The following is a 25,068-nucleotide window of genomic DNA, read 5'->3' on the forward strand; positions in this document are numbered from 1 at the left end:
CTTCGACAGTGACATGGCAAGACAAGATCAGGCCAACGACCAATTTTCGCTTACCTCTTTCCTCTATGGCGGCAATGCCGATTATATCGACGCGCTCTATGCCGCCTATGAGGACGATCCCGCTTCGGTCGATCCCGAATGGCAGGACTTCTTCGCGGCGCTGAAGGATGACGCCGGCGACGTGCGCAGGAACGCCAAGGGCGCCTCTTGGGCCAAGCCCACCTGGCCGATGCAGGCCAATGGCGAGCTGGTCTCGGCGCTGGACGGCAATTGGGGCCTGATCGAAAAGCACATCGAAAAAAAGGTCAAGGACAGGGCGGCCGGCAACGGCGCAGCGCTTTCCGACGCCGACGTGCATCAGGCGACGCGCGATTCCGTCCGCGCCATCATGATGATCCGCGCCTTCCGCATGCGCGGTCATTTGCACGCCAATCTCGATCCGCTCGGCATCGCCAAGCCGCTCGAGGACTATAACGAGCTGTCGCCGGAGAATTACGGCTTCACCGAAGCCGATTACGACCGGCCGATCTTCCTCGACAATGTACTCGGGCTGGAATTCGGCACCATCCGGCAGATGCTCGATATCCTGACCCGGACCTATTGCTCGACGCTCGGCGTCGAATTCATGCATATTTCCGATCCCGAGGAGAAGGCCTGGATCCAGGCGCGCATCGAGGGTACCGACAAGGAGATCTCCTTCACCGCCGCCGGCAAGAAGGCGATCCTGCAGAAGCTTGTCGAGGCGGAAGGCTTCGAGCAATTCATCGATGTCAAGTACAAGGGCACCAAGCGCTTCGGCCTTGATGGCGGCGAGTCGCTGATCCCGGCGCTGGAGCAGATCATCAAGCGCGGCGGCCAGCTCGGCATGAAGGAGATCGTGCTCGGCATGGCGCATCGCGGCCGGCTGAACGTGCTGTCGCAGGTGATGGCCAAGCCGCACCGCGCCATTTTCCATGAGTTCAAGGGCGGCTCCGCTGCGCCCGACGAGGTCGAGGGCTCGGGCGATGTGAAGTACCATCTCGGTGCCTCGTCGGATCGCGAGTTCGACGGCAACAAGGTGCATCTGTCGCTGACCGCCAATCCCTCGCATCTGGAAATCGTCGACCCGGTGGTGATGGGCAAGGCGCGCGCCAAACAGGACTATCTGTTCGGCCGCAGCCGCGAGGAGATCGTGCCGCTGGAAGAGCGTGCTAAGGTGCTGCCCTTGCTGCTGCATGGCGACGCCGCCTTTGCCGGCCAGGGCGTGATTGCCGAAATCCTCGGCCTGTCGGGCCTGCGCGGCCACCGCGTCGCCGGCACGCTGCATTTCATCATCAACAACCAGATCGGCTTCACCACCAACCCGCGCTTCTCGCGCTCGTCGCCCTATCCGTCCGACGTGGCCAAGATGATCGAGGCGCCGATCTTCCACGTCAATGGCGACGATCCGGAAGCCGTGGTCCATGCGACCAAGGTGGCGATCGAATTCCGCATGAAGTTCCACAAGCCTGTCGTGGTGGACATGTTCTGCTACCGCCGCTTCGGCCACAATGAGGGCGACGAGCCCGCCTTCACCCAACCGATCATGTATCGCAAGATCCGCAACCAGAAGACGACGGTGCAGATCTATGCCGACCGGCTGATTTCCGAAGGCCACATCACCCAGGCCGAGTTCGAAAAGATGAAGGCCGATTGGCGGGCGCATCTCGAGCAGGAATTCGAGGTGGGCCAGCATTACAAGCCGAACAAGGCGGACTGGCTGGACGGCGCGTGGTCCGGCCTGCGCTCGGCCGACAACCAGGACGAACAGCGGCGCGGCAAGACCGCCGTGCCGGTCAAGATGCTGAAGGAGATCGGCAAGAAACTGACCGAGGTGCCGAAGGATTTCGAGGCGCACAGGACGATCATCCGCTTCCTCGACAACCGCCGCCAGGCGATCGAGTCCGGCGAAGGCATCGACTGGTCGACGGCCGAGGCGCTGGCCTTCGGCGCCATCCTGCTCGACGGCAATCCGATCCGGCTGTCCGGACAGGATTCGGAGCGCGGCACCTTCTCGCAGCGCCATTCCGTGCTCTACGACCAGCGCGACGAGACACGCTACATTCCGCTCAACAATCTGTCGGCGGCGCAGGCCGGCTTCGAGGTCATCAACTCGATGCTGTCGGAAGAGGCCGTGCTCGGCTTTGAATATGGCTACTCGCTGGCCGAGCCGAAGGCGCTGACGCTGTGGGAAGCGCAGTTCGGCGACTTCGCCAACGGCGCCCAGGTGGTGTTCGACCAGTTCATCTCGTCGGGCGAGCGCAAATGGCTCAGAATGTCGGGCCTCGTCTGCCTGCTGCCGCATGGCTATGAAGGCCAGGGGCCGGAGCACTCGTCGGCCCGGCTCGAGCGCTTCCTGCAGCTTTGCGCCGAAGACAATATGCAGGTCGCCAACGTCACGACGCCGGCCAATTACTTCCACATCTTGCGCCGGCAATTGAAGCGGGACTTCCGTAAGCCGCTGATCCTGATGACGCCGAAGTCGCTGCTGCGCCACAAGCGGGCGGTATCGACGCTGCCGGAGATGTCGGGCGAAAGCGCCTTTCACCGGCTGTTGTGGGACGATGCCCAGCTGCTGTCGGGCCAGGCCATCAAGCTCACCAAGGATTCGAAGATCCGCCGTGTCGTGATCTGTTCGGGCAAGGTCTATTACGACCTCTACGAGGAGCGCGAGAAGCGCGGCATCAACGACATCTATTTGCTGCGCGTCGAGCAGCTCTATCCGTTCCCGGCCAAGGCGCTGATCACCGAACTGTCGCGCTTTCGCAATGCCGAGATGGTGTGGTGCCAGGAGGAGCCCAAGAACATGGGCGCATGGTCGTTCATCGACCCGTATCTCGAATGGGTGCTGGCGCATATCGACGCCAAGCATCAGCGGGTGCGCTATACCGGCCGGCCAGCCGCCGCCTCGCCGGCGACCGGATTGATGTCGAAGCATCTCGCCCAGCTTGCCGCCTTGCTCGACGACGCGCTTGGTGAATAGAACAGAACCGAAAGAAACGGACAGGCACAATGGCAACCGAAATCCGCGTCCCGACACTTGGTGAATCCGTCACCGAGGCGACCATCGGCAAATGGTTCAAGAAGGTCGGCGACGCGATCGCCGCCGATGAGCCGCTGGTCGAGCTCGAAACCGACAAGGTGACGGTGGAAGTGCCGGCCGCCGCCGCGGGCACGCTCGCCGAGATCGCCGTCAAGGAAGGCGAGACGGTCGGCGTCGGCGCACTGCTCGGCACGATTTCGGCGGGCGCCGGCGCGGCAGCCAATGCCGCCGCCGCTCCGGCGGACAAACAGGATGCGGTATCGCAGGCTTCGGCTCCCACCGCAGCCTCGAGCGTCAAGCAGGCCGCTGCCGAGACGGCCAAGATCGCCGGCGACGCCGGCGCGATCGAGACGCGCACCATGCCGCCGGCGCCGTCGGCGGCAAAGCTGCTGGCCGAGCACAATCTCGCGGTCGACCAGGTGTCGGGCTCGGGCAAGCGCGGCCAGGTGCTGAAAGGCGACGTGCTCGACCTTATCGCCAGGGGCGCGCCGTCGCAGCCGGCCGAAATGCCGAAGGCAGCGCCTGTACCGGCACCCGTTGCCGCGCGCGCGCCGTCCCCGGCCGACGATGCGTCGCGCGAGGAGCGCGTGCGCATGACCAAGCTGCGCCAGACCATCGCGCGCCGCCTCAAGGAAGCGCAATCGACCGCCGCCATGCTGACCACATTCAACGAGGTCGACATGAGCGCGGTGATGGCGCTGAGGGGCAAATACAAGGACGTGTTCGAGAAGAAGCACGGCGTGAAGCTCGGCTTCATGGGCTTCTTCACCAAGGCCGTCACCCATGCGCTGAAGGAGATCCCGTCGGTCAATGCCGAGATCGACGGCACCGACATCATCTTCAAGAACTACGCTCATATCGGCGTTGCCGTCGGTACAGAGAAAGGCCTTGTCGTGCCGGTTGTGCGCAATGCCGACCAGATGTCCATCGCCGAAATCGAGAAGGACATCGGCAGGCTGGGGCTTGCGGCGCGCGACGGCAAGCTCTCCGTCGCCGATATGCAAGGCGGCACGTTCACGATTTCCAACGGTGGCGTTTACGGGTCGCTGATGTCGACGCCGATCCTCAATGCGCCGCAGTCGGGCATTTTGGGCATGCACAAGATCCAGGAGCGGCCGGTGGTGGTCGGCGGCCAGATCGTGATCCGGCCGATGATGTATCTGGCGCTCTCCTACGACCACCGCATCGTCGACGGCAAGGAAGCGGTGACCTTCCTGGTCCGCGTCAAGGAAAGCCTGGAGGACCCTGAGCGGCTGGTGCTCGACCTCTAGGGGGGCTCCGGTGGCTGAGCCGATCGACCCGATAGATCTGTTCGAACTATTGTCGACAGGCCGTGCTGGCCCAATCGAGCTCGGCAAGAGCGACCGCGAGACGGTTCGCAGCTTGATAGATCCGGAGGATCTGCGGGCGGACAATCATTATCGCCACGGAGACGCCGGATCGGCGTGGTGCATCTATGGTGCCAATTGCGAGTTCTTCTTCAGTCCCGATTTTCGTCTGAGGTCGATTAGTGTCGAGCCTGTCTTCGGAAGACTGGAATCGGGTGGAACGATTGCGACTTGGTACGGCCATCTTAACGTCGATGTGGGCCGGCATCCCGTGACTTTTGCAGGCACACAACCGATTGCCATACATACCTTGCCCAAGGCACTGCAGTTCCTGAACAAGAGCGAGTTCAAGTGGGCAATCGGCGGCGGTCGTGAGCGCGACGTCTATATTGAGCTGGCGGAGAGTTCTCGCATCTTGACCCTCAAATACGAGGTGAACGCGGTTCCGGTCGACAGGAATGAAAACGTAGCGTTTGAGATAGACTATTTTCTTTCGACGGTCTTCATCCTCGATCAAGCTGTTCAAGGCGGATAGCAGTGACGATCCGTTCTTTCTTGTCCGAAAGCCTGTCGACCGCATCGATAGCGGTCGGCGCGGCGATGATCCCGGCGGCCGCGCACGCCGCCTGCCCGCTCGAGCTCGCCGTCTATGGCGATCCTGAAGACGCCGCCGAGATCGATTTCAGGCCGACCGGCGAGTCGGCCGCCGTCACCAACAGCTTCAAGATGGTGCTCGACAAGCGCATCGTGCTCGACGGCATCGTCATGTGGACCGAGAGCGCGGCGCGGCCGCATGGCTCGCTGATGTACAAATGCCCGGCCGGCGACGTCACCGGCGACGAGCTCGCCGCCTGCACCGTGTGGGAGGGCGTCATCTACACTGCCGACGACCAGGGCAATATCGCGTTGCTGCCGGGCGAAGGAAAGGATGCGCCGAAGAAGCTGATCCTGCCCGATCTGGGAGCGTCGTTGCAGATGTCGGCGGCCTACGGCGCCAACGGCTTTTCCAAGGTGCCCTGGGACGTCTTTGCCCTGAAAGGATGTCAGGAATGAGCGCGAGCGGAAAGATCCTGCTGGTGACTGGCGGCAGCCGCGGCATCGGCGCCGCTACATGCAGGCTTGCCGCCAGGGCCGGTTATCGCATTGCGGTCAATTACATGTCGAATGCAAAAGCCGCCGAAACGGTGGTCGCCGACATCGAGGCTGCTGGCGGAGAAGCCTTTGCGGTCAAGGGCGATGTCGGCAGCGAGACGGACGTGTTGGCCATGTTCGAGGCTGTCGATGCCCGTTTCGGTCGGCTCGACGCGCTCGTCAACAATGCCGGCGTGGTCGACCAGAGCGCGCGCGTCGACGAGCTGAGCGCTGCGAGGCTGGAGCGCATGATGCGCATCAATGTGATCGCGCCGATGCTTTGCGCCCGCGAGGCGGTGAAGCGGATGTCGACCAGGCATGGCGGCAAGGGCGGTGCCATCGCCAATGTTTCTTCGATCGCGGCAAGGCTTGGCGGGCCGGGTCAATATGTCGACCACGCCGCCTCCAAGGGCGCGGTCGATTCCTTCACCGTCGGGCTTGCCCGCGAAGTGGCCGGCGAAGGCATTCGTGTCAACGCGGTCAGCCCGGGCATCATCGACACCGAAATTCATGCCTCCGGCGGTCAGCCGGATCGGGCCGAGAGAATGCGCAAGGTGGTGCCCATGCAGCGCGTCGGCACCGCCGAGGAAGTCGCAGCCGCAATTCTCTGGCTGCTGTCGGACGAGGCGTCCTACACAACCGGCGCCAATCTGGAAATCGGCGGCGGCCGCTAAAGCAAAAGGGACAGTATCATGGCCTATGACGTCGTTATCATCGGATCGGGACCAGGCGGCTATGTCTGCGCCGTCAAGGCGGCGCAGCTCGGTCTGAAGACGGCGGTGGTCGAAAAGAACCCGACCTTCGGCGGCACCTGCCTCAACATCGGCTGCATCCCGTCAAAGGCGCTGCTGCATGCGTCCGAGATGTTTGCCGAGGCCGGCCATTCCTTCGAGGCGCTCGGCGTCGAGATCGGCGCGCCCAAGCTCAACCTTGGGAAGATGATGGCACACAAGGATGCGACGGTGACGGCCAACGTCAATGGCGTCGCCTTCCTGTTCAAGAAGAACAAGATCGACAGTTTTCGTGGCACCGGCAAGGTGGTTGCGGCCGGCAAGGTGTCGGTGACCTCCGATGACGGCAAGGTCGAGGAGATCGAGACCAAGAACATCGTCATCGCCACCGGCTCCGACGTCGCCGGCATTCCCGGCGTCAAGGTCGATTTCGATGAGAAGGTGATCGTCTCGTCGACCGGCGCGCTGTCGCTGGACAAGGTGCCGGGCCATCTGGTGGTGGTCGGTGGTGGTGTCATCGGTCTGGAGCTCGGCTCGGTATGGGCGCGGCTCGGCGCCAAGGTCACCGTGGTCGAGTTCCTCGACACCATCCTGGGCGGCATGGATGGCGATGTCTCCAAGCAGTTCCAGCGCCTGCTGTCGAAGCAGGGCTTTGAATTCAGGCTGGGCGCCAAGGTGACCGGCGTCGCCAAGGCCAAGAAGGGGGCGACGGTTACCTTCGAGCCGGTCAAGGGCGGAGCAGCCGAGACGATCGAGGCGGACGCGGTGCTGATTGCGACGGGACGACGGGCCTATTCGGACGCTCTCGGGCTGAAGGAGGCCGGCGTCGACGTCGACGAGCGCGGCCGGGTCAAGACCGACGGCCATCTCAGGACCAACGTGCCCGGCATCTACGCCATCGGCGATGTCATCGCCGGGCCGATGCTTGCCCACAAGGCCGAAGACGAGGGCGTGGCGGTGGCCGAGACCATCGCCGGCCAGGCCGGTCATGTGAACTATGACGTGATTCCGAGCGTCGTCTACACCACGCCGGAAATCGCCACGATCGGCAAGACCGAAGAAGAATTGAAGAAGGCCGGCATCGACTACAAGGCCGGAAAATTCCCGTTCAGCGCCAATGGCCGCGCGCGCGCCATGCTGCACACCGACGGCTTTGTGAAAATCCTGGCCGACAAGGCCAGCGACCGTGTGCTCGGCGTCCACATCGTCGGCTTCGGGGCCGGCGAGATGATCCATGAGGCGGCCGTGCTGATGGAATTTGGCGGCTCGTCGGAAGACCTAGCCCGCACCTGTCACGCCCATCCGACAATGTCGGAAGCGGTAAAGGAGGCGGCATTGGCGACGTTCTTCAAGCCGATCCATATCTGAGCGGTTGAATCGCAGGCGACGGTGGCGATTGGCGAAATAGCCAATCTCCCCCCAAGTGGCCCCAAGTGGGGAGATGTCCGGCAGGACAGAGAGGGGCGCGAAGGATCACCACAGACGGCTTCCATTCTCAACCGCAGATGGATTCCAGGGTCTCCGCGATGTCGCTTCGCTCCTGCTCCGCGCTGGATGACGAAGATGAAGTTAGCCCATGGCTAATCGCAGCTCAGAGCATCGACGGCTGCTCTCAAAAAAACGGCCCGCCTTTCAGCGGACCGTTCATATATTAAATCAGCAGTCTGATCACTGAGCCGGTGCCGGCGCTGGTGCTGGTGCCGGGGCCGGGGCCGGGGCCGGGGCGGGCGCAGGGGCCGGAGCCGGAGCCGGAGCGGGTGTTGCCGGAGCTGGCGCAGGAGCCGGTTCGGCTGGTTTCATCGGCTCGGCGGGCGCTGGGGCGGGAGCCGGTGTGCTGGCTGCGGGCGGTTCGGCAGGCGTAGGTGCCTCGCTACGTCTTCCAAAAACATAATAGGCGACAATTGCCAGGATAACGACGACCAGGGCAATCAGCCAGCCGCTGCCGCCGCCGCTTGGCCGTGCGGAGCCCGGCGAGGTGAATGGGTCGTTCGGATTGGGTGTGTTCGCCATAAAAGTGTCCTCCGTGGATGAAAAACATCAAGTAATAGCCATCAACGTACAATCGTTGAATCGGTTTCACATTAGGCGTTGAAAACGCCGAAAACAGGGCAATTCTGATCCGGAATCGCTCGCAGGCATGCATTTCCACCGCAAAATGGGTTCGATCGAGCCAAACCGAACCTTTTTCGGTTTCTTGGCACGAAGCGCGGCTGGTCCGCCGTCGCGCCACGCGTAAGGGCTGATCCCGCCTCGGCAATGATTCGGTGTGCAACTCCGCCGTGTCGTTCAGTTGACGGCGGTCACCGTATAGCCGGTCTTGCGGAAACCCTCGACCAAGCCTTGCGCTCCGGGAAGGTGCATGGCGCCGACCGCCATGAAGACATTGCCGTGGGCGAGGATCGGCGCTGCACGATCGACCATCACCTTGTTGCGGCTGGTGATCATGGTCTGCTCGAATTCGGCGTAACCCGATTCGTCGTCGACCTGATCGGGGACGACAGCCCGAAACAGCGGTACATACATGCCAGTGTCGCCACGCCGGTAAAGCACGATCATGGTTTCGTTGACGTCGTTCACCTTGTCGCCAAGCTTCAGCGTATCGACCAGCCCCTTCAGGTGAAAGGCGATCGGCAGCGAAGCCATGGCGCGCAGCTGGTCGGCGATTGTCTCCAGCCCCTCGACCGATTTGCCCGAAGCCTCGGCGTCCTTGGCAAGCTTGACGTCGAGCACCGGCGCACCGCCAGCCTGGCGAGCTACTTCGCATGCAGGTAGCGCGACCATCGCCGACAGCAACCAAGGTTTCATCTTGGCGACGGTCGCTGGCGGGATGCCACGCGCATCGAGCGCCTTGTTGACCACCGCCGCATCCTCCGGCGACAGCAGCGACGAAAGCGTCGTCTTGTCGGTGAACATCATCAGATCCGGCTCTTTCAGCATTGCTGCCATCATCTTCTGCTTGTCGAGCACTTCGGTGGTCTCGATGATGACGGTGCCAGCCGCATCGAATGCCTTCTGCGCGGCGGGTGGCAGCGTGGTGACGCGCGGGTCGGTAACGTGCATGGTGCCGAACAGGAAGGACGGTTTTTCGCCCGATTTTTCGAGCTTCCACAGCAGGCCCTTGCCGTTCGGCGTCGCTGCCGCCTCCGCCTCGATCTTGCGGTAGGCAGCCGGGTCGTCCTTTTGCAGCGCGCTCAGCATATCGCTACCGGTGCAGGCCGAAGTCTCGGCGCGTGCCTTGCCCGCCGCGAGCAGCGCGACGATGAGGAAAGAGAGGAAAAACAGGGCGTTCAGCGCGACGAGCAGCTTCAGCGACACATGGGTCGCGCGGTCGGCGATGGCGATGAGGCGTTTCATGCTGCGGTTCTAGGCGCAAAAAGCGGCAAAACGGTTAACCGGCGCATCAAAATTGTTGCGAGATGGCCACCGACACATGCATCGATCACGCACGAGGATGAGCTGCTTCGTAAATCTCGAGCAGCCTGGCGGTGTCGACGCCGGTGTATATCTGGGTTGTCGACAGGCTGGCGTGGCCGAGCAACTCCTGGATGGTGCGCAGGTCGCCGCCGCGCCCTAGCAGATGCGTGGCGAAGGAATGGCGCAGCGCATGCGGCGTCGCCGTGTCGGGCAGGTTGAGCGCCGAGCGCAGCTTGGCCATGTCGCGCTGGACGATTGCCGGGTTGAGTGGGCCGCCGCGGGCACCGCGAAACAGCAGGCCCTTGGGATCGAGATGCCAAGGGCAGAGGCGGCGGTATTCGGCAATCGCCCGCAGCGCCACCGGCAGCACCGGCACAAGCCGGGTCTTGCCACCCTTGCCGGTGACGCGCAGCACGGTATCACCAGGTGAGGAAAGATCGGCGCTCGACAGGCCGAGCGCCTCGGAAATCCGCAAACCGGACCCATAGAGCAGGGTCAGCACGGCGGCGTTGCGCGCGGCAATCCACGGCTCCTCCGCCAGTTGGCCTTCCACCGAGACGACGTGTTTTGCATCGCTTGCGGTCAGCGGCTTGGGCAGCGATTTCGGCTGCCGCGGCGCGCGCAAGGCTGTCGCACCTGCCGCATTGGCGAGGCCGCGCCTTTCCAGGAAACGCAACAGCGAGCGGATGCCGGCCAGCCCGCGCCCGAGCGTACGGGCGCCGGCGCCCTCGGCACGGCGGGCAGCGAGAAAGCCGCGCAAATCGGCGGGGCGCAGATCGGCGATGTCGGAAATGCCGGGCGAGCCGCCGCAATGGCCGGTCAGGAAATGCAGGAACTGGCGTGTGTCGCGCTCATAAGCCTCGACGGTTTCGGGCGATAGCCGGCGTTCGCGCGCCAGCATCTTCAGCCAGGCCTCGCGCGCCGCCTGCAGGTCGGGTTTTGCCGATATGAGGAATTCCTGCATTGCACTCTTCCAGTTCCCCGCCATCTTCCGGCACGCGGGTTAGGAAGCGGTGAAGAGCGGCGTCATTGAAATGACGACGGGCTGGGGTTAGAGCAAAGCAAAGGATTTTCCGCAGATGAGCAAGCCGCAAAACCCCGTCCAGATGGCCGTGATCGGTGCCGCGCACGGCATCAAGGGCGAATTGCGCGTCAAGAGCTTTACCGGCGACCCGCTGGCGCTGGCCGATTACGGTCCCCTCTACGCCAGGGACGGCCGCGCCTTCCAGATCGTTGACATCAGGCCCGCCAACACCGTGGTGGTGGTGCGCTTCAAAGGCGTCAACGACCGCAATGCCGCCGAGGCGCTGGCCGGCACCGAATTGTTCGTCGATCGTTCGGTGTTGCCCGATGAGGGCGAAGAGGATGAATTCTACCATGCCGACCTCGTCGGACTGGAGGTCAAGGACGACACCGGTGCGGTCGTCGGCAAGGTCGTCGCCGTGCACAATTTCGGCGGCGGCGACATTCTCGACGTGACGCTGGCGGGGCGCAAGGGCGTGCTCATCCCGTTCACTCAGGCCGCCGTTCCGGAAGTGTCGATCGCCGGCGGCTTTGTCCGCGTTGATCCAGCCGCCGCAGGTTTGGTCGAGGATGAGGACGGCGAGCCTCCCGCTGACGACGGTTTCGACCCCAGGGGCAGGCCGCGCGGGCCGAGGGACGCCGGAGGCAACCGGTGAGTTTTTCGGTTTCGGTGCTGACGCTCTATCCCGAGATGTTTCCCGGCGCGCTTGGCCTGTCGCTGGCCGGCCGCGCCCTCGAGACCGGCATTTGGTCGCTCGAAACGATCCAGATCCGCGACTTTGCCAGCGATCGTCACCGTACCGTCGATGACACGCCGGCCGGCGGCGGCGCCGGCATGGTGATGCGGGCAGACGTGCTGGCCAGCGCCATTGACCATGCCTCGCCGGCAGCCGATCCACGTCCGCGCCTGCTGATGAGCCCGCGCGGCAAGCCGCTGAACCAGGCACGCGTGCGCGAACTCGCCGCTGGGCCGGGTGCGGTGATCGTCTGCGGCCGCTTCGAAGGCGTCGACCAGCGGGTCATTGAGGCGCGCGGCCTCGAAGAAGTTTCGATCGGCGACTTCATCCTGTCCGGCGGCGAGCCGGCGGCACTGGTGCTGCTCGACGCCGTGGTGCGCCTGCTGCCCGGCGTCATGGGCAATGCGGTATCGGGCGAGGAAGAGAGCTTTGAAAACGGCCTGCTCGAACATCCGCATTATACGCGGCCGCAGGAGTTCGAGGGCCGGCCGATTCCCGAAGTGCTGATTTCGGGCAATCACAGGAAGATCGCGGCGTGGCGGCGGGCCGAAGCGGAGAGGCTGACGAAGGAGCGACGACCGGATCTTTCAGCCGCTCAGCCCTTATCGAAATAGTAGAAAGCCAGGAACAGGCCGACGGCGATGACGAAGCCGCGCACCGCGTTCTGCGGCACGCGCCTGGCGATCCAGACGCCGGCATAGCCGCCCAGCGCGCCACCCGGGATCATGATGATCGCCTGCAGCCAGGCAATGACGCCGCCCGAGACGAAGACGAGGATGGCAACCGCAGCGATGACTACGGCCAGCATGTTCTTCAGTGCGTTCAGCCGGTGATAGTCGCCGGACTGGGTGAGACCGAGCGTCGCCAGCATCATGACGCCCATGCCGGCGCCGAAGAAGCCGCCATAGACGGCGGTGGCGAACTGCGCCAGCGACCCGACCAGCGAACCTACCGCGGCCTCATGCCCCGGCTTGGGCGCCGGCTTCAGCCATGGCCCGGCAGCGAACAATGCGGTTGCCGCCAGCAGCAGCCACGGCACCAAGGCGCGGAACAACGGGTTGTCGAGCCCTAGAAGGATGAGCGCGCCAGACAGCGCACCGAGAGCCGAAATGAGGCTGAGCAGCAGTGCGCCACGCCAGAAATGCTTGATGTCGTGCCAATAGGCGAGCGTCGAGGTGATGTAGCCAGGAAATTGCGTCACCGACGATGTCGCATTGGCGACGATCGGCGGCAGGCCGGCCAGGGTCATGGCGCCAAAGGTTATGAACGTGCCGCCGCCGGCAACGGCATTGACCGCGCCTGATAGAAAGCCGGCGAGAAAGAGCAGGACCGCGTCCAAGATTGGCATGAGGGTGTCGTCGCTGGAGGAAAATGCTTATCTTCCGGCTTAGGAAGCTTGACGCGCGGGCGCAACCCCCTGGACCACAAGCGATCACGGGATTGCCACAGCGGCCTCAGCCAAAAAGAAACAGCGCCAAAAAAGAAACAGCGAAGACGTGACAAAGCGCCGAAATAGCTGTATGTGCGCGCCGAACCGGAAGAAAATATGCCAAGAGCGATCTTCTGGCCCGTCAACAATGACGGTGTAGTCGCCCCTGCCCGATGTTCTCGAACAGACGTTCTCGAACGAAGGGCATAGCCGAGCGGTCGATGCGACTGCAAGGCGAGTGTCGGACGCTCTGACTGTCGGAAGAACAAGAAGTGGATTATTGAGATGGACATCCTCCGTCAGCTCGAGGCCGAGCAGGCCGCCAAGATCGAAGCCAAGCGCAAGCTCCCCGAATTCCAGCCCGGCGATACCGTGCGCGTCCAGGTCCGTGTGACCGAAGGCACCCGCACCCGCGTCCAGGCCTATGAGGGCGTCGTCATCGCCCGCGCCGGCGCCGGCTTCCAGGAAAACTTCACCGTCCGCAAGATCTCCTACGGCGAAGGCGTGGAGCGGGTGTTCCCGGTCTATTCACCGATGGTCGAAGGCGTCGAGATCGTGCGCCGCGGCAAGGTGCGTCGCGCCAAGCTGTACTATTTGCGTGACCGTCGCGGCAAATCGGCCCGCATTTCGGAAAACACCGGCGTGCGCGCCCGCAAGCTGAACGACGAAGAGCGCGATGCGCTGAACGCCGAGAAGGCGCGCATCGAGGCCGAGAAAGTGGCCGCCGCCCAGGCGCTGGCCGCCGAGAAGGCCGCGCAGGACGCCGCCGAGAAGAAGGCCGCCGACGAGGCCGCCAAGGCCGCGGAAGCAGCTGCCGCCGAATAAGGCTCTTCAAGAACGTATTTTCGGAAAGGCGGCTTCGGCCGCCTTTTTGTTTCGCGAGGCGGATTCTATTTTGCCGGGCTGCATCGGCCGCAATCGATACGGATCGTTCCGTAATGCCGCCGTTGAAAGCATTGAAATCCATTTTCGTGCCGAACGCCGCATCGGAGCGGCTTGCAAGGCGCCGGCGGAAAGCTAAAGTCGGCGCCGGATTTCCTGCATGCCTCGGCCGATCGAGGCGGTTCAGTTCCTGGGGAGCATCGTCATGATCAATTCGAAACTGCTGCTGGCCGGCCTGCTGGCTTGCCTTCTCGTGCCTGTCGCGGCTCTGGCGCAGGCGCTGCCCGACCTCGGCGGCAAGAAAGTGGTGGTGGTGACCGAAAACGCCTATCCGCCGCTGCAGTTCATCGATGCCAAGACCGGCAAGCAGATCGGTTGGGAATATGACGCGATGAACGAGATCGCCAAACGGCTGAATTTCAAGGTCGAGTACCAGAATACCTCCTGGGACGCGATGATCCAGGCGGTTTCCGACAATCAGTACAACATCGGCATGACCGGCATCACCATCAAGGACGACCGCAAGCAGAAGGTCGATTTCTCCGATCCGTATATGCGCTCGGAACAGTTCATGCTGGTGCGCGGCGACGAGAAGCGCTTCACCGATGCAAAGACGTTCGCCGCCTTCAAGGACGGGCTGATCGGCGCGCAGGCCGGCACCACGCCCTTCTACACCGCCGTCTACAGCGTGCTCGACGGCAACGAGCAGAACCCGCGCATCAAGCTGTTCGAGACATTCGGCGCGACGGTGCAGGCGCTGAAGGCCGGCGACGTCGACGTCGTGCTCACCGACGGCACTGCCGGCAAGGGCTATGTCGATGCGTCCAATGGCGGCCTTAAGCTGATCGGCGGCCCACTCGGCACCGAGGATTTCGGCTTCATCTTCCCCAAGGGCTCCGACCTGGTGAAGCCGGTCAACGCGGCAATCGCCGCGCTCAAGGCCGACGGTACGCTCGACGCGCTCAACAAGAAGTGGTTCCTTGATTACAAGATGGGGCAGTAGGCCCGCTTGTTGCGCGCATTTCATGACGATTGTGCGCGGGAACTCGCGCTGACTCTGCGCTCGTACACCCCCCTCTGTCCTGCCGGACATCTCCCCCTCAAGGGGGGAGATCGGATTTCGCATCGGCTTTCGCCAATTTTCAGTGTTGCAGAACGGGCCGCGAGGTCAAAGCTGCCGATCTCCCCCCTTGAGGGGGAGATGGCCGGCAGGCCAGAGGGGGGTGTGACAGAACGCTGCCTTCGTGACTCTGTTATCGGTACCGCTTGATGCCGTCGGCGCCTCTCGCCTCAGCCAAATCCGACTTCCCGTGGTGGCTTGCCGTGGCCGTGGCGATCGCCTTGGCCGCCGCCATCTTCATCGCTGCCAGCGACCTCTATGCCCAGGTCTTCGCAACCGTCGCCAAGGGCATCGGCGTCACCATCTTCGTCACGGTGGTCGCCTTCGCGCTGGCTTGCGCGATCGGGCTCGGCGTCGCGCTGATGGGTCTGTCGGGCTCACGCTGGCTCAGCCAGATCGGCCGCTTCTACGTCGAGATCATCCGCGGCGTGCCGATGCTGGTGCTGTTGTTCTGGATCGCCTTTGCCGGGGCGCCGGCCTTCGTCGCGGCATGGAACGCGCTGACGGCGCCGCTGCAAAGCGCCGGCCTCGTCGGTGAGCTGCTGGTACGCGACGTGTCGTTGCTTTGGCGCGCCGTCATGGCGCTGACCATCGGCTATTCCGCCTTCATCTCGGAGGTGTTCCGCGCCGGTATCCAGGCGGTCGAGAAGGGGCAGATCGAGGCGGCCAAGGCGCTCGGGCTGACGCGCACCCAGCGCTTCCGGCTGGTCATCTTTCCGCAGGCGATCCGCACCATCCTGCCGCCGCTCGGCAATGATTTCGTCGCCATGGTCAAGGATTCCTCGCTGGTCTCGGTGCTGGGCGTCGCCGACATCACCCAGATGGGCAAGATCTACGCCGCCGGCTCGTTCCGCTTCTTCGAAACCTATTCGATCGTCGCCTATATCTATCTCATCCTGACCGTTGGCCTGTCGTTGGCCTTGCGGGCGCTGGAGAAGCGGCTCCGCCACCAGCATGGGGAATAGAAGGCAGGCGAAAACGGCGCTACCATCGAGCGGACGCGACCGGGGAGGACCCATGATCATCGACAAGGCCAATGCGGCGCTGGAAGCGGTCTATACGGCCGACACGCCCGAGACGCTCGCCAAGGCCTATGCGCAATGGGCCGCGACCTATGACGGCGAAACCGCGGCGCTCGGCTATCTCCTGCCGTTCCTGATCACCGCCTGGGTGGCGCGCCATGTGCCGCCGGGCGAAGGGCCGCTGCTCGACGCCGGTTGCGGCACCGGCCTGTCGGGGCCGTCGCTCAAGGCACTTGGCTACCACGATATTGCCGGGCTCGACCTGTCGCAGGACATGCTGAAAATCGCCGGCAGCCGGCAGGCCTACAGCGAGCTGAAACAGGCGATGCTCGGCGGGCCATTGCCTTGGGCGGACGGGTATTTCCGCGCCTTTTTCTCGACCGGCGTGTTCACCATCAGCCACGCACCGGCGTCGGGCCTGCATGAACTGATACGCATCACCAGGACGGGCGGCCACGCCATCTTCACGGTCCGCGACCAGGTGTTTGAAAACGGCGGGTTCAAGGCCGTGTTTGGCGAACTGGAGCAGGCGAAAAAATGGCGGCCGGTCGAGGAGAGCCCGTGGTTCCGCTGCTATGCAATCGCCGAGCCCGACGCGCTGGTGAAGACCTTCGTGTTCAAGGTGCTGTGAAGCGCCTGCGAAGGCAGACGCGATTGCTGAAAAGCCAAAACATTGATATGAGCAGCGCCATGGAAGAGCTTTTTGGCGATCCGGCCTATAAAGGTTTCGTGCTGCAGGACAGGAAACGCCTGCCGTCGCGATTTTCCGCGCGCGTTTCCGGCGCTCTGACCAGCCGACTTCGCTAGGGCAGACTCGCCAGGCTGCTTCGCCGGGCCGACCGGCGTCCTTTTCCCTTTTTAAATCGACGGATTTACGCACATGAGCGCACCGCGCACCCTCTACGACAAGATTTTCGACGACCATGTCGTCGACCGCCAGGACGACGGCACCTGCCTGCTCTATATCGACCGCCATCTGGTCCACGAAGTCACCAGCCCGCAGGCTTTCGAAGGCCTGCGCATGACCGGCCGCAAGGTTCGGCATCCGGAAAAGACGCTGGCCGTGGTCGACCACAATGTGTCGACCTCGCCCGAGCGCAAGTTCGGCATCAAGAACGAGGAAAGCCGCATCCAGGTCGAGGCGCTGGCCAAGAACGCCAAGGATTTCGGTATCGAATATTATTCCGAGAAGGATATCCGCCAGGGCATCGTCCACATCATCGGTCCCGAGCAAGGCTTTACGCTGCCCGGCATGACCATCGTCTGCGGCGACAGCCACACCTCGACGCATGGCGCGTTCGGGGCGCTGGCGCATGGCATCGGCACCTCGGAAGTCGAGCATGTGCTGGCGACGCAGACGCTGATCCAGCGCAAGGCCAAGAACATGCTGGTGCGCGTCGACGGCGCACTGCCGGAAGGCGTCACCGCCAAGGACATCATCCTTGCCATCATCGGCGAGATAGGCACGGCCGGCGGCACCGGCTATGTCATCGAATATGCCGGCGAGGCAATCCGTGCGCTGTCGATGGAAGGCCGCATGACGATCTGCAACATGTCGATCGAAGCCGGCGCGCGCGCCGGCCTGATCGCGCCCGACGAGACCACCTTCGCCTATGTCAAGGACAAGCCGCGCGCCCCCAAGGACGAAGCCTGGGACGCCGCGCTCGCCTACTGGAAGACGCTGCAGTCCGACGAAGGCGCGCATTTCGATAAGGTGGTCGTGCTCGACGCGGCAAAGCTGCCGCCGATCGTCTCCTGGGGCTCCTCGCCCGAGGACGTGGTCTCGGTGCAAGGCATCGTGCCGAACCCGGACGACATCACTGATGAGAACAAGCGCACCTCCAAGCAGCGCGCACTCGACTATATGGGCCTGAAGCCGGGCACCAAGATCACCGATATCGAACTCGATCGCGTCTTCATCGGCTCCTGCACCAATGGCCGCATCGAGGATCTGCGCGCCGCCGCCAAGGTGATCGAGGGCAGACAAGTCAATCCGCGGGTCAGTGCGATGATCGTGCCGGGCTCCGGCCTGGTCAAGGAACAGGCAGAGGCCGAAGGCCTCGACAAGATCTTTGTCGCCGCCGGCTTTGACTGGCGTGAGCCGGGCTGCTCGATGTGCCTTGCCATGAACGACGACCGGCTGAAGCCGCATGAACGCTGCGCCTCGACCTCGAATCGCAATTTCGAGGGGCGCCAAGGCTTCAAGGGCCGGACGCATCTGGTGTCGCCGGCAATGGCCGCGGCGGCGGCGATCGCCGGCCATTTCGTCGACATCCGCGAGTGGAAATAGGGCAGGCGCGCGCAGTCGGATATGAGGAGCCCGAGCCGCAATGCGGTTCGGGCATTCTTCAGTCGGGCCGCCTGACGAATTCGTGGAATCCCTCACGGCGGCCGGGTTGGTCCTTTGCGACGACCAGCGCCAGTTGGCGCTCGTCGAAGAGTTTGAACCATTCGTCCCATTCGACCAGTTCGTAGCCGCCGGCATTGACCGGGCGTTCGGCCTCATCCTGGTCCTGGTAGGCATGCTGGCCGAAGACCAGCCTCAGCATGGGCTGCGTTCCGGCTTCGGGCGACACGTCGACGATCGCCGGAAAGCCGGCGCGTGCCGCGGCCCATGAGCGAATTGCATCGTGATCGGTCAGCATGATCGTGTCGGCCATCGGAGCGTCTCCTGGTTGCCGTCGTGAAACGCCGCTCGCCGTTCGCGGTTCCGCCCAGCGGCTTTGTCGACGCACCTGTCGTATATTCGCTTTCGCTTAACCGCTTGTTTGGGCTTCCGCTCTAAGGTCCTCCAAGGGAAGCGAGGGGAAATTACAGCGCTTGGACACCGGCCTGCTCATAGCGCTGCTCAATCCAGGCATCGCCCTCACACTCGGCGCGGCATTTCTCGTGCTGTGGTTCTATCAGCGCCACCGTCCCTATCTGGCTGTGCTGGCGGCGGGCTACTCGGCCTCGGCCGCAGGCTTCCTGCTCCAGTATTTCACGCTGCCGGTCGGCATGGCACCGACCAAGCTCATCTCGATCCTGTGCTTCACCTTCGCCACCTGCTGTCTTGCCGGCGCGGTCATTGCGCGCTATGGGCGGCGCGTGCCTTACCCGGCGGTCGGCATTCTGGCCTGCGGCGGCCTGGCCGCGTTCTCGTGGTTTCTTTTTGCCCGGCCGGATCTCACCTGGCGCATCCTTGCCATCAATTTCAGCTTCGGCGGCATCAGCCTGGTTGTCGCCGCCGAGTTGCGCGTGGTGCGCAACAACGGCCCGACAGAAATGATCCTGTTCGTGCTGTCGCTGCTTTCCGGCCTGAACTTCCTGGGGCGGACGCTTGCCGTCGTCATCGCGCATGGGCCGTTCACCAGCTATGAAGGGCTTTACTCCTCGTCCTACTGGACGACGGCTCTGCTGTCGCATGCATTGCTGTCGCTGCTTATTGCGCTTTGCCTGTTCGGCGCCGCCGCGCTCGATGTGATGAAGGCCCTGAAGACCGAAACCCTGACAGACCCGCTGTCGGGCCTGCTCAACCGCCGCGGCTTCGAGGAGCGCGCCATGCTTGTCCTGCAGCACTGTGCCACGGCGCAATTGCCGGTTGCTCTGGTGCTGTCCGATCTCGATCATTTCAAGGCGCTCAACGATCAACATGGCCACGCGGCCGGCGATCGCGTCATCGCCGATTTCGCCGCCAAGCTTCTGTCGGCTGCAGGTACGCGCGGCGTTGCCGGCCGCATCGGCGGCGAAGAGTTCGCCGTGCTTTTGCCGCTCAGCGACCTTGGCGCGGCAAGACTGTTTGCCGAAACCATTCGCACGCTCTATTCGGCGGACAGAATCGACGGGCTTCCGCCCGAGACAAGAGTGACCGCCAGCTTCGGCGTGGCCGCCCGCGCCAGCGACGAAGGGCTGGACCCGCTGATGCGCCGCGCCGACGAAGCGCTCTACAGAGCCAAAAGGAGTGGCCGCGACAGCGTATGCCTGTCCTATCAGCGGCCTGAGACGGTCGTCCTTCCCAATAGGACCAGTGCTGGCTGAGCGTCAGCGACGGCTTCGAATTAACGTCTTTTTCGCGCGTTGGTGATTTGCTGTTCGGGGGAGTGCCAAAACGCCATGGGCAGCGCTAATTTCATCCTGCTGATCAACCTGTTCGTTGCCGGGCTGCTGGCGGCGGCCTTCATGACGATCGCGGTCTATGACGCCGGCCGGGTGTCGGCACGCTGGCTGGCGTTCGGCTATGTGCTCGGCACGGCTTATTTCGCGATCGAGTTCAGCATTCCTGCCTTCGACAATGCGCGCCCCGTGGTTGTCGCCGCCTTTGCCGCCTTCCTTGGCGCTACCGTCGCCTTCAATGGCGGGCTTGCCCATAAATACCGCGTTTCGCCGCCTTGGCCGCCGATGCTGTTCTTCCTGGTCTTCGCCACCCTCGCGGTCTACTTCGTGCAGGACCTGCCACGCCAATCGTTCGTGCGAATGGCGGCCTACCAGCTTCCCTATGCGGCCATGCAGTTCACCGGGCTGGCGATCGTCTTGTCGTCCAGGCAAAGACGCGAGCGGCTCGACTATATGCTGATGGCTGTCCTTGCGGCCAGCACCTTGCAGTTCGCCAGCAAACCCTTCATCGCCCATGCGCTTGGTGGCTGGGGCGCCAACCCGCAATCTTATGCGCAGACCAGCTATGCGTTGGTGTCGCAGTCGGTCGGCACCGTGTTCGGCCTGGCGCTTGCGCTGGTGACATTGGCTATCCTGGTCCGCGACGTGCTCGCCGAGGCGACGTCGAAATCGGAAACCGACACGCTTTCGCGGCTGCTCAACCGTGGGGGCTTCGAGCGCCATGCCGAGATCGCACTGCGTGACGCCATGCGGCGCGCCGTTCCAGCGGCACTGGTCATTGCCGATCTCGACCATTTCAAGCGCATCAACGATACTTACGGCCACGCGTCGGGCGATCGGGTCATCGAGACCTTTGCCGGTTTTCTCCGCGATGCCGCGGCCGACCATCATGTCGCCGGCCGCATCGGCGGCGAGGAATTCGCGATTTTCCTGCCGGGGACCAATCTAGCCGCCGCCCGGCTCTTTGCCGAGGGTACGCGGAGCGCCTTCGGTGCCACGCCGATCGACTGCCTGCCCGCGGATCACCGCTGCAGCGCCAGCTTCGGCGTTGCCGAGCTTGGTCCGGGCGAAAGCTTTTCCGACCTGTTGCGGCGCGCCGACAAAGCGCTCTATCAGGCGAAGGGCAGCGGTCGCGATTGCGTGCGTGTCTCGGTGGGGCCGGCTGTTGCCCTGCCGGCGCCGTCAACCAAGGGCGGCGTGGCCGTCAGCGGCAGGGGCTGAGCTCCGGCATTTCGCCGTCGGAGAGGCCGTACATATAGCTGCGGCCCTTGACGAAAACCGGCGGCCTATAGCAGTCGCCGCCGCGGACATCGTCCGATTCGTTTTCGTAGATCACGTCGGGCTGGCCGGCGCTGGTGTAGTCGGACAATTCCTTGGCCAGCTTGCCCTCGCCAACGAGGATACGCTTGTAGCCGGCGGCGCTGTCGATGACGAGATTGCCGAAGGAATCGGCATAGACGCGGTCATGATGGCGCGTCCCGGCGAATGCCGGTGCGACGACGCCGACGGCGAGCGCCGCCAATAGGAACCAGGGAAGGCGCGATCCTGCTGAATTCGAATGCATGGCGTGCTGCTCCAGTTGCTGAGAGGCAAGCCTCCTCGAATCAGAAGTTAACCTTTTATTAACCTTTGTTAAGAGGGCAACCGCAGCACGGGCGAGGTCTCGGAAAATATGGTTAATACCCGATCGCCCACCGGCCATCATTCGGCCATGCCTTGTTCCCACCATCCCCAGCATCGGGCGCGACTCAAAAAGCATGAAATCCGGTGGCTTGCCGGAGCATCGCGGCGGGCTCGATGCGCGGGGAAAGCAGCATGAGATTACGCCGCACGTTTCGGATGGCGCTGGCCATTCCGCCGCTGCTGGCTGCAGCCGCCTGCGCGCCGCAGACCAGCGCGCCCAAGCTCGGCAACACGGCCGCCGCTTCCGTGTCGCTTGCTCCCGCCGCTAGTGAACCGACGGCACCGCAGCCGCGCACAGCTACTTACAACTGCGCCGACGGTAGCGTGATGACCATCGAGAATCTCGGCACGTCGGTGCGCGTCGTCGGCCAGAACGGCGCCAGCGCCGAGCTGCCGGCGTCACCGGCCAATCAGACCAGCCGTTACGGCGAGGCGCATGACGCAATCGTGATCGATGGGCGTGAGGCGCTGGTGATGAAGGGCGGTGCACCACCGCTGGCCTGCAAGCGCTGATCCGCCCCTTGCGCCAGCCATATTTTGCAGTGCGGCGACATTGTGCCGGCGCAAGGCGACAGCCCTAATCGATTGAAGCTGAAAGCCTCGCTTTCATCAGACTAAATTACGTTTTCGAAACGGTTTTCCGGCTTTGACGCGGTGCAAAAAGAGCATTAGAAACCGGCTGTCCGAAGTCGCAACCGGAAGCGGTAATGCCGCATTCCCACCTGAGGCTCCAGAGACGCCGAACTGGGGGAGCCATGAGCAAATCACCAGCCACCCGCGAATTTGCCAGGCGTGAACGGCCGCTTTCGCCGCATCTGACCGTCTATCGGCCGCCGATCACCATGACGATGTCGATCGTCCACCGCATCACCGGCGGGGCGCTCTATTTCGGCACGCTGCTGGTCGCGCTGTGGCTGATGGCGGCGGCGAGCTCGGAGGCGACCTTCAACGCCGTCAACTGGGCCTTCGGCTCGTGGCTGGGACGGCTGGTGCTGTTCGGCTACAGCTGGGCGCTGATGCACCACATGCTGGGCGGTGTGCGCCATCTTATCTGGGACACTGGGGCAGGGCTGGAAAAGCATACGGCATCGAGGATCGCCTGGGCGACGCTTGCCGGCTCGGTCGCGCTGACGCTGCTGATCTGGATCGCCGGCTACATGGCGCGGGGAGCCTGACATGAACGGCAAGAACCCCGACATGCGCACGCCGCTGGCCAAGGTCCGTGGCCTCGGTTCCGCCCGCGAGGGCACCGGCCATTTCTGGCGCCAGCGGCTGACGGCGATCTCCAACATCCCGCTGGTCCTGTTCTTCGTCGGCTTCCTGATCGCACTCAACGGCGCCAGCTATCTCGAGGTGCGCGCCGCACTTGCCAATCCGTTCGTTGCACTGGTGCTGGCGCTGGTGCTGTTGTCGGTGCTCTACCACATGCGGCTCGGCATGCAGGCGATCATCGAAGACTATGTGCATGGCGAAGGCACCAGGCTGGCGCTGCTCGCCCTCAACACATTCTTTCCCGTAGTCGTCGGCGTCGCTTCGGTCTTCGCCCTGCTTAAACTGGCATTTGGAGGCTGATTTTTTGGCCAAGGACGCGAAGAACGCCAACACGGCTTCCGCCTATAGCTATGTCGATCACAAATTCGACGTCGTGGTCGTCGGCGCTGGCGGCGCCGGCCTGCGCGCCGCGCTCGGCATGGCCGAGCAGGGCCTGCGCACCGCCTGCATCACCAAAGTGTTCCCGACGCGCTCGCATACGGTTGCGGCGCAGGGCGGCATCGCCGCCTCGCTCGCCAATATGGGTCCCGACAACTGGCAGTGGCATCTCTTCGACACCGTCAAAGGCTCAGATTGGCTGGGCGACACCGACGCTCAAGAATACATGGTGCGCGAAGCGCCGGCGGCGGTCTACGAGCTCGAGCACTACGGCGTTCCCTTCAGCCGCACCGAGGACGGGAAAATCTACCAGCGGCCGTTCGGCGGCATGATGATGAATTTCGGCGAGGGGCCGCCGGTGCAGCGCACCTGTGCGGCCGCCGACCGCACCGGCCACGCCATGCTGCACACGCTCTACGGCCAGTCGCTGAAGCACAATGCGCAGTTCTTCATCGAGTATTTCGCGCTCGACCTGATCATGGAGCCGGACGGCACCTGCACCGGCGTCGTCGCCTGGAACCTCGACGACGGCACCATCCACCGTTTTTCGGCCAAGATGGTGGTGCTGGCGACCGGCGGCTATGGCCGCGCCTATTTCTCGGCCACCTCGGCGCATACCTGCACCGGCGATGGCGGCGGCATGGCCGCACGCGCAGGCCTGGCGCTGCAGGACATGGAGTTCGTGCAGTTCCACCCGACCGGCATCTACGGCGCCGGCTGCCTGATCACCGAGGGCGCGCGCGGCGAGGGCGGCTATCTCGTCAATTCCGAGGGCGAGCGCTTCATGGAACGCTACGCGCCGTCGGCCAAGGATCTGGCTTCGCGCGACGTGGTCTCGCGCTGCATGACGCTGGAAATCCGCGAGGGCCGCGGCGTCGGCCCGAAGAAGGATCACATTTTCCTGCATCTCGACCATCTCGACCCGGCCGTTCTGCACGAGAGGCTTCCGGGTATTTCGGAATCGGCAAAGATCTTTGCCGGCGTGGACCTGACCAAGGAGCCGATCCCGGTGCTGCCGACGGTCCACTACAATATGGGCGGCGTGCCGACCAATTACTGGGGCGAGGTGCTGAACCCGACGGCGTCGAATCCGGACCAGGTGTCGCCCGGGCTGATGGCGGTCGGCGAAGCCGGCTGCGCCTCGGTGCACGGCGCCAACCGGCTTGGTTCGAACTCGCTGATCGACCTGGTGGTGTTCGGCCGCGCGGCGGCAATCCGGGCCGGCCAGGTGATCGACCGCACATCGGCGATCCCTTCGCCCAACGAGACCGCCGTCGAAAAGATAATGGACCGCTTCGACCGGCTGCGTCACGCCAACGGCTCGACGCCGACAGCGGTTTTGCGCGAAAAGATGCAGAAGGCGATGCAGGAGGACGCGGCGGTGTTCCGCACCCAGGAATCGCTGGAAAGCGGCTGCAGGCGCATTTCGCAGATCTGGGGTGAACTCGGCGACGTCAAGGTGTTCGACCGCTCGATGATCTGGAACTCCGACCTGGTCGAGACGCTGGAGCTGGAAAACCTGATGGCCAACGCCATCACCACCGTCTACGGCGCCGAGGCGCGCAAGGAAAGCCGCGGCGCGCACGCGCGGGAGGACTTTTCGGCCCGCGACGACGCCAACTGGCGCAAGCATACGCTGGCCCGGCTCAACGAGGCCGGCGAGGTGGCGCTCACCTACCGGCCGGTGCACACCGAAACGCTGCTCAAGGAAGCAGACGGCGGCATCAACCCGGCCAAGATCGCGCCGAAGGCCAGGGTGTATTGA

At 63.8% G+C, this 25,068-nt stretch carries 24 protein-coding genes; 19 read left to right on the forward strand and 5 right to left on the reverse strand.

The window, feature by feature from the left end; all coding sequences use genetic code 11:
* Nucleotides 1–13: 13 nt before the first annotated feature.
* The 6 genes from NKH30_RS25040 to lpdA all read left to right on the forward strand — a co-directional run bounded on the left by NKH30_RS25040 (nucleotide 14) and on the right by lpdA (nucleotide 7,619).
* Nucleotides 14–3,001, forward strand: a complete 2,988-nt coding sequence (locus NKH30_RS25040; protein ID WP_352770262.1) for a 2-oxoglutarate dehydrogenase E1 component — start codon at nucleotides 14–16, stop codon at nucleotides 2,999–3,001.
* 29 nt (nucleotides 3,002–3,030) lie between these two features.
* The gene (gene odhB / locus NKH30_RS25045) at nucleotides 3,031–4,332 is read left to right on the forward strand and encodes a 2-oxoglutarate dehydrogenase complex dihydrolipoyllysine-residue succinyltransferase (protein ID WP_352470805.1); all 1,302 of its coding nucleotides are present in this window, start codon (nucleotides 3,031–3,033) and stop codon (nucleotides 4,330–4,332) included.
* A 10-nt stretch (nucleotides 4,333–4,342) separates the two neighbouring features.
* On the forward strand, nucleotides 4,343–4,924 hold the full coding sequence (locus NKH30_RS25050) for a hypothetical protein (RefSeq protein WP_352770260.1): 582 nt from the start codon (nucleotides 4,343–4,345) through the stop codon (nucleotides 4,922–4,924).
* 65 nt (nucleotides 4,925–4,989) lie between these two features.
* Nucleotides 4,990–5,442, forward strand: a complete 453-nt coding sequence (locus NKH30_RS25055; RefSeq protein WP_352770460.1) for a hypothetical protein — start codon at nucleotides 4,990–4,992, stop codon at nucleotides 5,440–5,442.
* A complete protein-coding gene (locus tag NKH30_RS25060; protein ID WP_352770258.1) occupies nucleotides 5,439–6,194 on the forward strand; it encodes an SDR family oxidoreductase in 756 nt (251 codons plus the stop codon). The genes NKH30_RS25055 and NKH30_RS25060 overlap by 4 nt, the downstream gene beginning before the upstream one ends.
* Nucleotides 6,195–6,212: 18 nt before the next feature.
* Nucleotides 6,213–7,619, forward strand: a complete 1,407-nt coding sequence (gene lpdA, locus NKH30_RS25065; RefSeq protein ID WP_352770257.1) for a dihydrolipoyl dehydrogenase — start codon at nucleotides 6,213–6,215, stop codon at nucleotides 7,617–7,619.
* 918 nt (nucleotides 7,620–8,537) lie between these two features.
* On the opposite strand, the gene NKH30_RS25070 is transcribed toward lpdA, so the two are convergent.
* Both NKH30_RS25070 and NKH30_RS25075 read right to left on the reverse strand, forming a co-directional pair.
* On the reverse strand, nucleotides 8,538–9,605 hold the full coding sequence (locus NKH30_RS25070) for a TraB/GumN family protein (RefSeq protein WP_352615453.1): 1,068 nt from the start codon (nucleotides 9,603–9,605) through the stop codon (nucleotides 8,538–8,540).
* A gap of 85 nt (nucleotides 9,606–9,690) precedes the next feature.
* Nucleotides 9,691–10,629 (reverse strand): tyrosine recombinase XerC, encoded by a 939-nt coding sequence (locus NKH30_RS25075; RefSeq protein WP_352470801.1) that lies wholly within the window; start codon nucleotides 10,627–10,629, stop codon nucleotides 9,691–9,693.
* Between the two features lie 115 nt (nucleotides 10,630–10,744).
* On the opposite strand from NKH30_RS25075, the gene rimM reads away from it, so the two are divergent.
* A complete protein-coding gene (rimM, locus tag NKH30_RS25080) occupies nucleotides 10,745–11,344 on the forward strand; it encodes a ribosome maturation factor RimM (protein ID WP_352685328.1) in 600 nt (199 codons plus the stop codon).
* Entirely contained in the window at nucleotides 11,341–12,039 is a 699-nt protein-coding gene (gene trmD, locus NKH30_RS25085; protein WP_352997420.1) for a tRNA (guanosine(37)-N1)-methyltransferase TrmD, read from the forward strand. Before rimM ends, trmD begins: the two co-directional genes overlap by 4 nt.
* Here trmD and NKH30_RS25090 read toward each other — a convergent pair.
* Nucleotides 12,021–12,773 carry a sulfite exporter TauE/SafE family protein gene (locus NKH30_RS25090; RefSeq protein ID WP_352997421.1) on the reverse strand — a complete coding sequence of 251 codons (753 nt, stop codon included), beginning with the start codon at nucleotides 12,771–12,773 and terminating at the stop codon, nucleotides 12,021–12,023. The genes trmD and NKH30_RS25090 overlap by 19 nt on opposite strands.
* A gap of 366 nt (nucleotides 12,774–13,139) precedes the next feature.
* Between NKH30_RS25090 and rplS the strand changes: the two genes are divergently transcribed.
* From rplS to leuC, 5 genes are all read left to right on the forward strand, one after another.
* Nucleotides 13,140–13,679 carry a 50S ribosomal protein L19 gene (gene rplS / locus NKH30_RS25095; protein WP_254817835.1) on the forward strand — a complete coding sequence of 180 codons (540 nt, stop codon included), beginning with the start codon at nucleotides 13,140–13,142 and terminating at the stop codon, nucleotides 13,677–13,679.
* 262 nt (nucleotides 13,680–13,941) lie between these two features.
* On the forward strand, nucleotides 13,942–14,739 hold the full coding sequence (locus NKH30_RS25100) for a transporter substrate-binding domain-containing protein (RefSeq protein ID WP_031212709.1): 798 nt from the start codon (nucleotides 13,942–13,944) through the stop codon (nucleotides 14,737–14,739).
* A gap of 266 nt (nucleotides 14,740–15,005) precedes the next feature.
* Nucleotides 15,006–15,821: an amino acid ABC transporter permease gene (locus NKH30_RS25105; protein WP_352770253.1), complete on the forward strand. Its 816-nt coding sequence runs from the start codon at nucleotides 15,006–15,008 to the stop codon at nucleotides 15,819–15,821.
* A 52-nt stretch (nucleotides 15,822–15,873) separates the two neighbouring features.
* A complete protein-coding gene (locus tag NKH30_RS25110; RefSeq protein ID WP_352770250.1) occupies nucleotides 15,874–16,509 on the forward strand; it encodes a class I SAM-dependent DNA methyltransferase in 636 nt (211 codons plus the stop codon).
* Nucleotides 16,510–16,758: 249 nt separating this feature from the next.
* The gene (gene leuC, locus NKH30_RS25115) at nucleotides 16,759–18,168 is read left to right on the forward strand and encodes a 3-isopropylmalate dehydratase large subunit (protein WP_352770247.1); all 1,410 of its coding nucleotides are present in this window, start codon (nucleotides 16,759–16,761) and stop codon (nucleotides 18,166–18,168) included.
* A 58-nt stretch (nucleotides 18,169–18,226) separates the two neighbouring features.
* On the opposite strand, the gene NKH30_RS25120 is transcribed toward leuC, so the two are convergent.
* Entirely contained in the window at nucleotides 18,227–18,538 is a 312-nt protein-coding gene (locus tag NKH30_RS25120) for a hypothetical protein (RefSeq protein ID WP_023679773.1), read from the reverse strand.
* 160 nt (nucleotides 18,539–18,698) lie between these two features.
* On the opposite strand from NKH30_RS25120, the gene NKH30_RS25125 reads away from it, so the two are divergent.
* Complete coding sequence (locus NKH30_RS25125; RefSeq protein WP_352770244.1) at nucleotides 18,699–19,895, forward strand: GGDEF domain-containing protein; 1,197 nt, start codon at nucleotides 18,699–18,701, stop codon at nucleotides 19,893–19,895.
* A 75-nt stretch (nucleotides 19,896–19,970) separates the two neighbouring features.
* Nucleotides 19,971–21,191: a GGDEF domain-containing protein gene (locus NKH30_RS25130; protein ID WP_352470793.1), complete on the forward strand. Its 1,221-nt coding sequence runs from the start codon at nucleotides 19,971–19,973 to the stop codon at nucleotides 21,189–21,191.
* Here NKH30_RS25130 and NKH30_RS25135 read toward each other — a convergent pair.
* Complete coding sequence (locus tag NKH30_RS25135) at nucleotides 21,175–21,534, reverse strand: hypothetical protein (protein ID WP_352450158.1); 360 nt, start codon at nucleotides 21,532–21,534, stop codon at nucleotides 21,175–21,177. The genes NKH30_RS25130 and NKH30_RS25135 overlap by 17 nt on opposite strands.
* 251 nt (nucleotides 21,535–21,785) lie before the next feature.
* Between NKH30_RS25135 and NKH30_RS25140 the strand changes: the two genes are divergently transcribed.
* The 4 genes from NKH30_RS25140 (at nucleotide 21,786) to sdhA (ending at nucleotide 25,068) form a co-directional block, all read left to right on the forward strand.
* A complete protein-coding gene (locus tag NKH30_RS25140) occupies nucleotides 21,786–22,166 on the forward strand; it encodes a hypothetical protein (protein WP_352770239.1) in 381 nt (126 codons plus the stop codon).
* Nucleotides 22,167–22,408: 242 nt separating this feature from the next.
* Nucleotides 22,409–22,828 carry a succinate dehydrogenase, cytochrome b556 subunit gene (gene sdhC, locus NKH30_RS25145; RefSeq protein ID WP_352770237.1) on the forward strand — a complete coding sequence of 140 codons (420 nt, stop codon included), beginning with the start codon at nucleotides 22,409–22,411 and terminating at the stop codon, nucleotides 22,826–22,828.
* A gap of 1 nt (nucleotide 22,829) precedes the next feature.
* Nucleotides 22,830–23,225, forward strand: a complete 396-nt coding sequence (sdhD, locus tag NKH30_RS25150; RefSeq protein ID WP_023679767.1) for a succinate dehydrogenase, hydrophobic membrane anchor protein — start codon at nucleotides 22,830–22,832, stop codon at nucleotides 23,223–23,225.
* Between the two features lie 4 nt (nucleotides 23,226–23,229).
* Nucleotides 23,230–25,068, forward strand: a complete 1,839-nt coding sequence (gene sdhA / locus NKH30_RS25155) for a succinate dehydrogenase flavoprotein subunit (protein WP_352470791.1) — start codon at nucleotides 23,230–23,232, stop codon at nucleotides 25,066–25,068.

Origin of the sequence: Mesorhizobium sp. M1273, from assembly GCF_040318195.1 — a bacterium.
Lineage (GTDB): Bacteria > Pseudomonadota > Alphaproteobacteria > Rhizobiales > Rhizobiaceae > Mesorhizobium.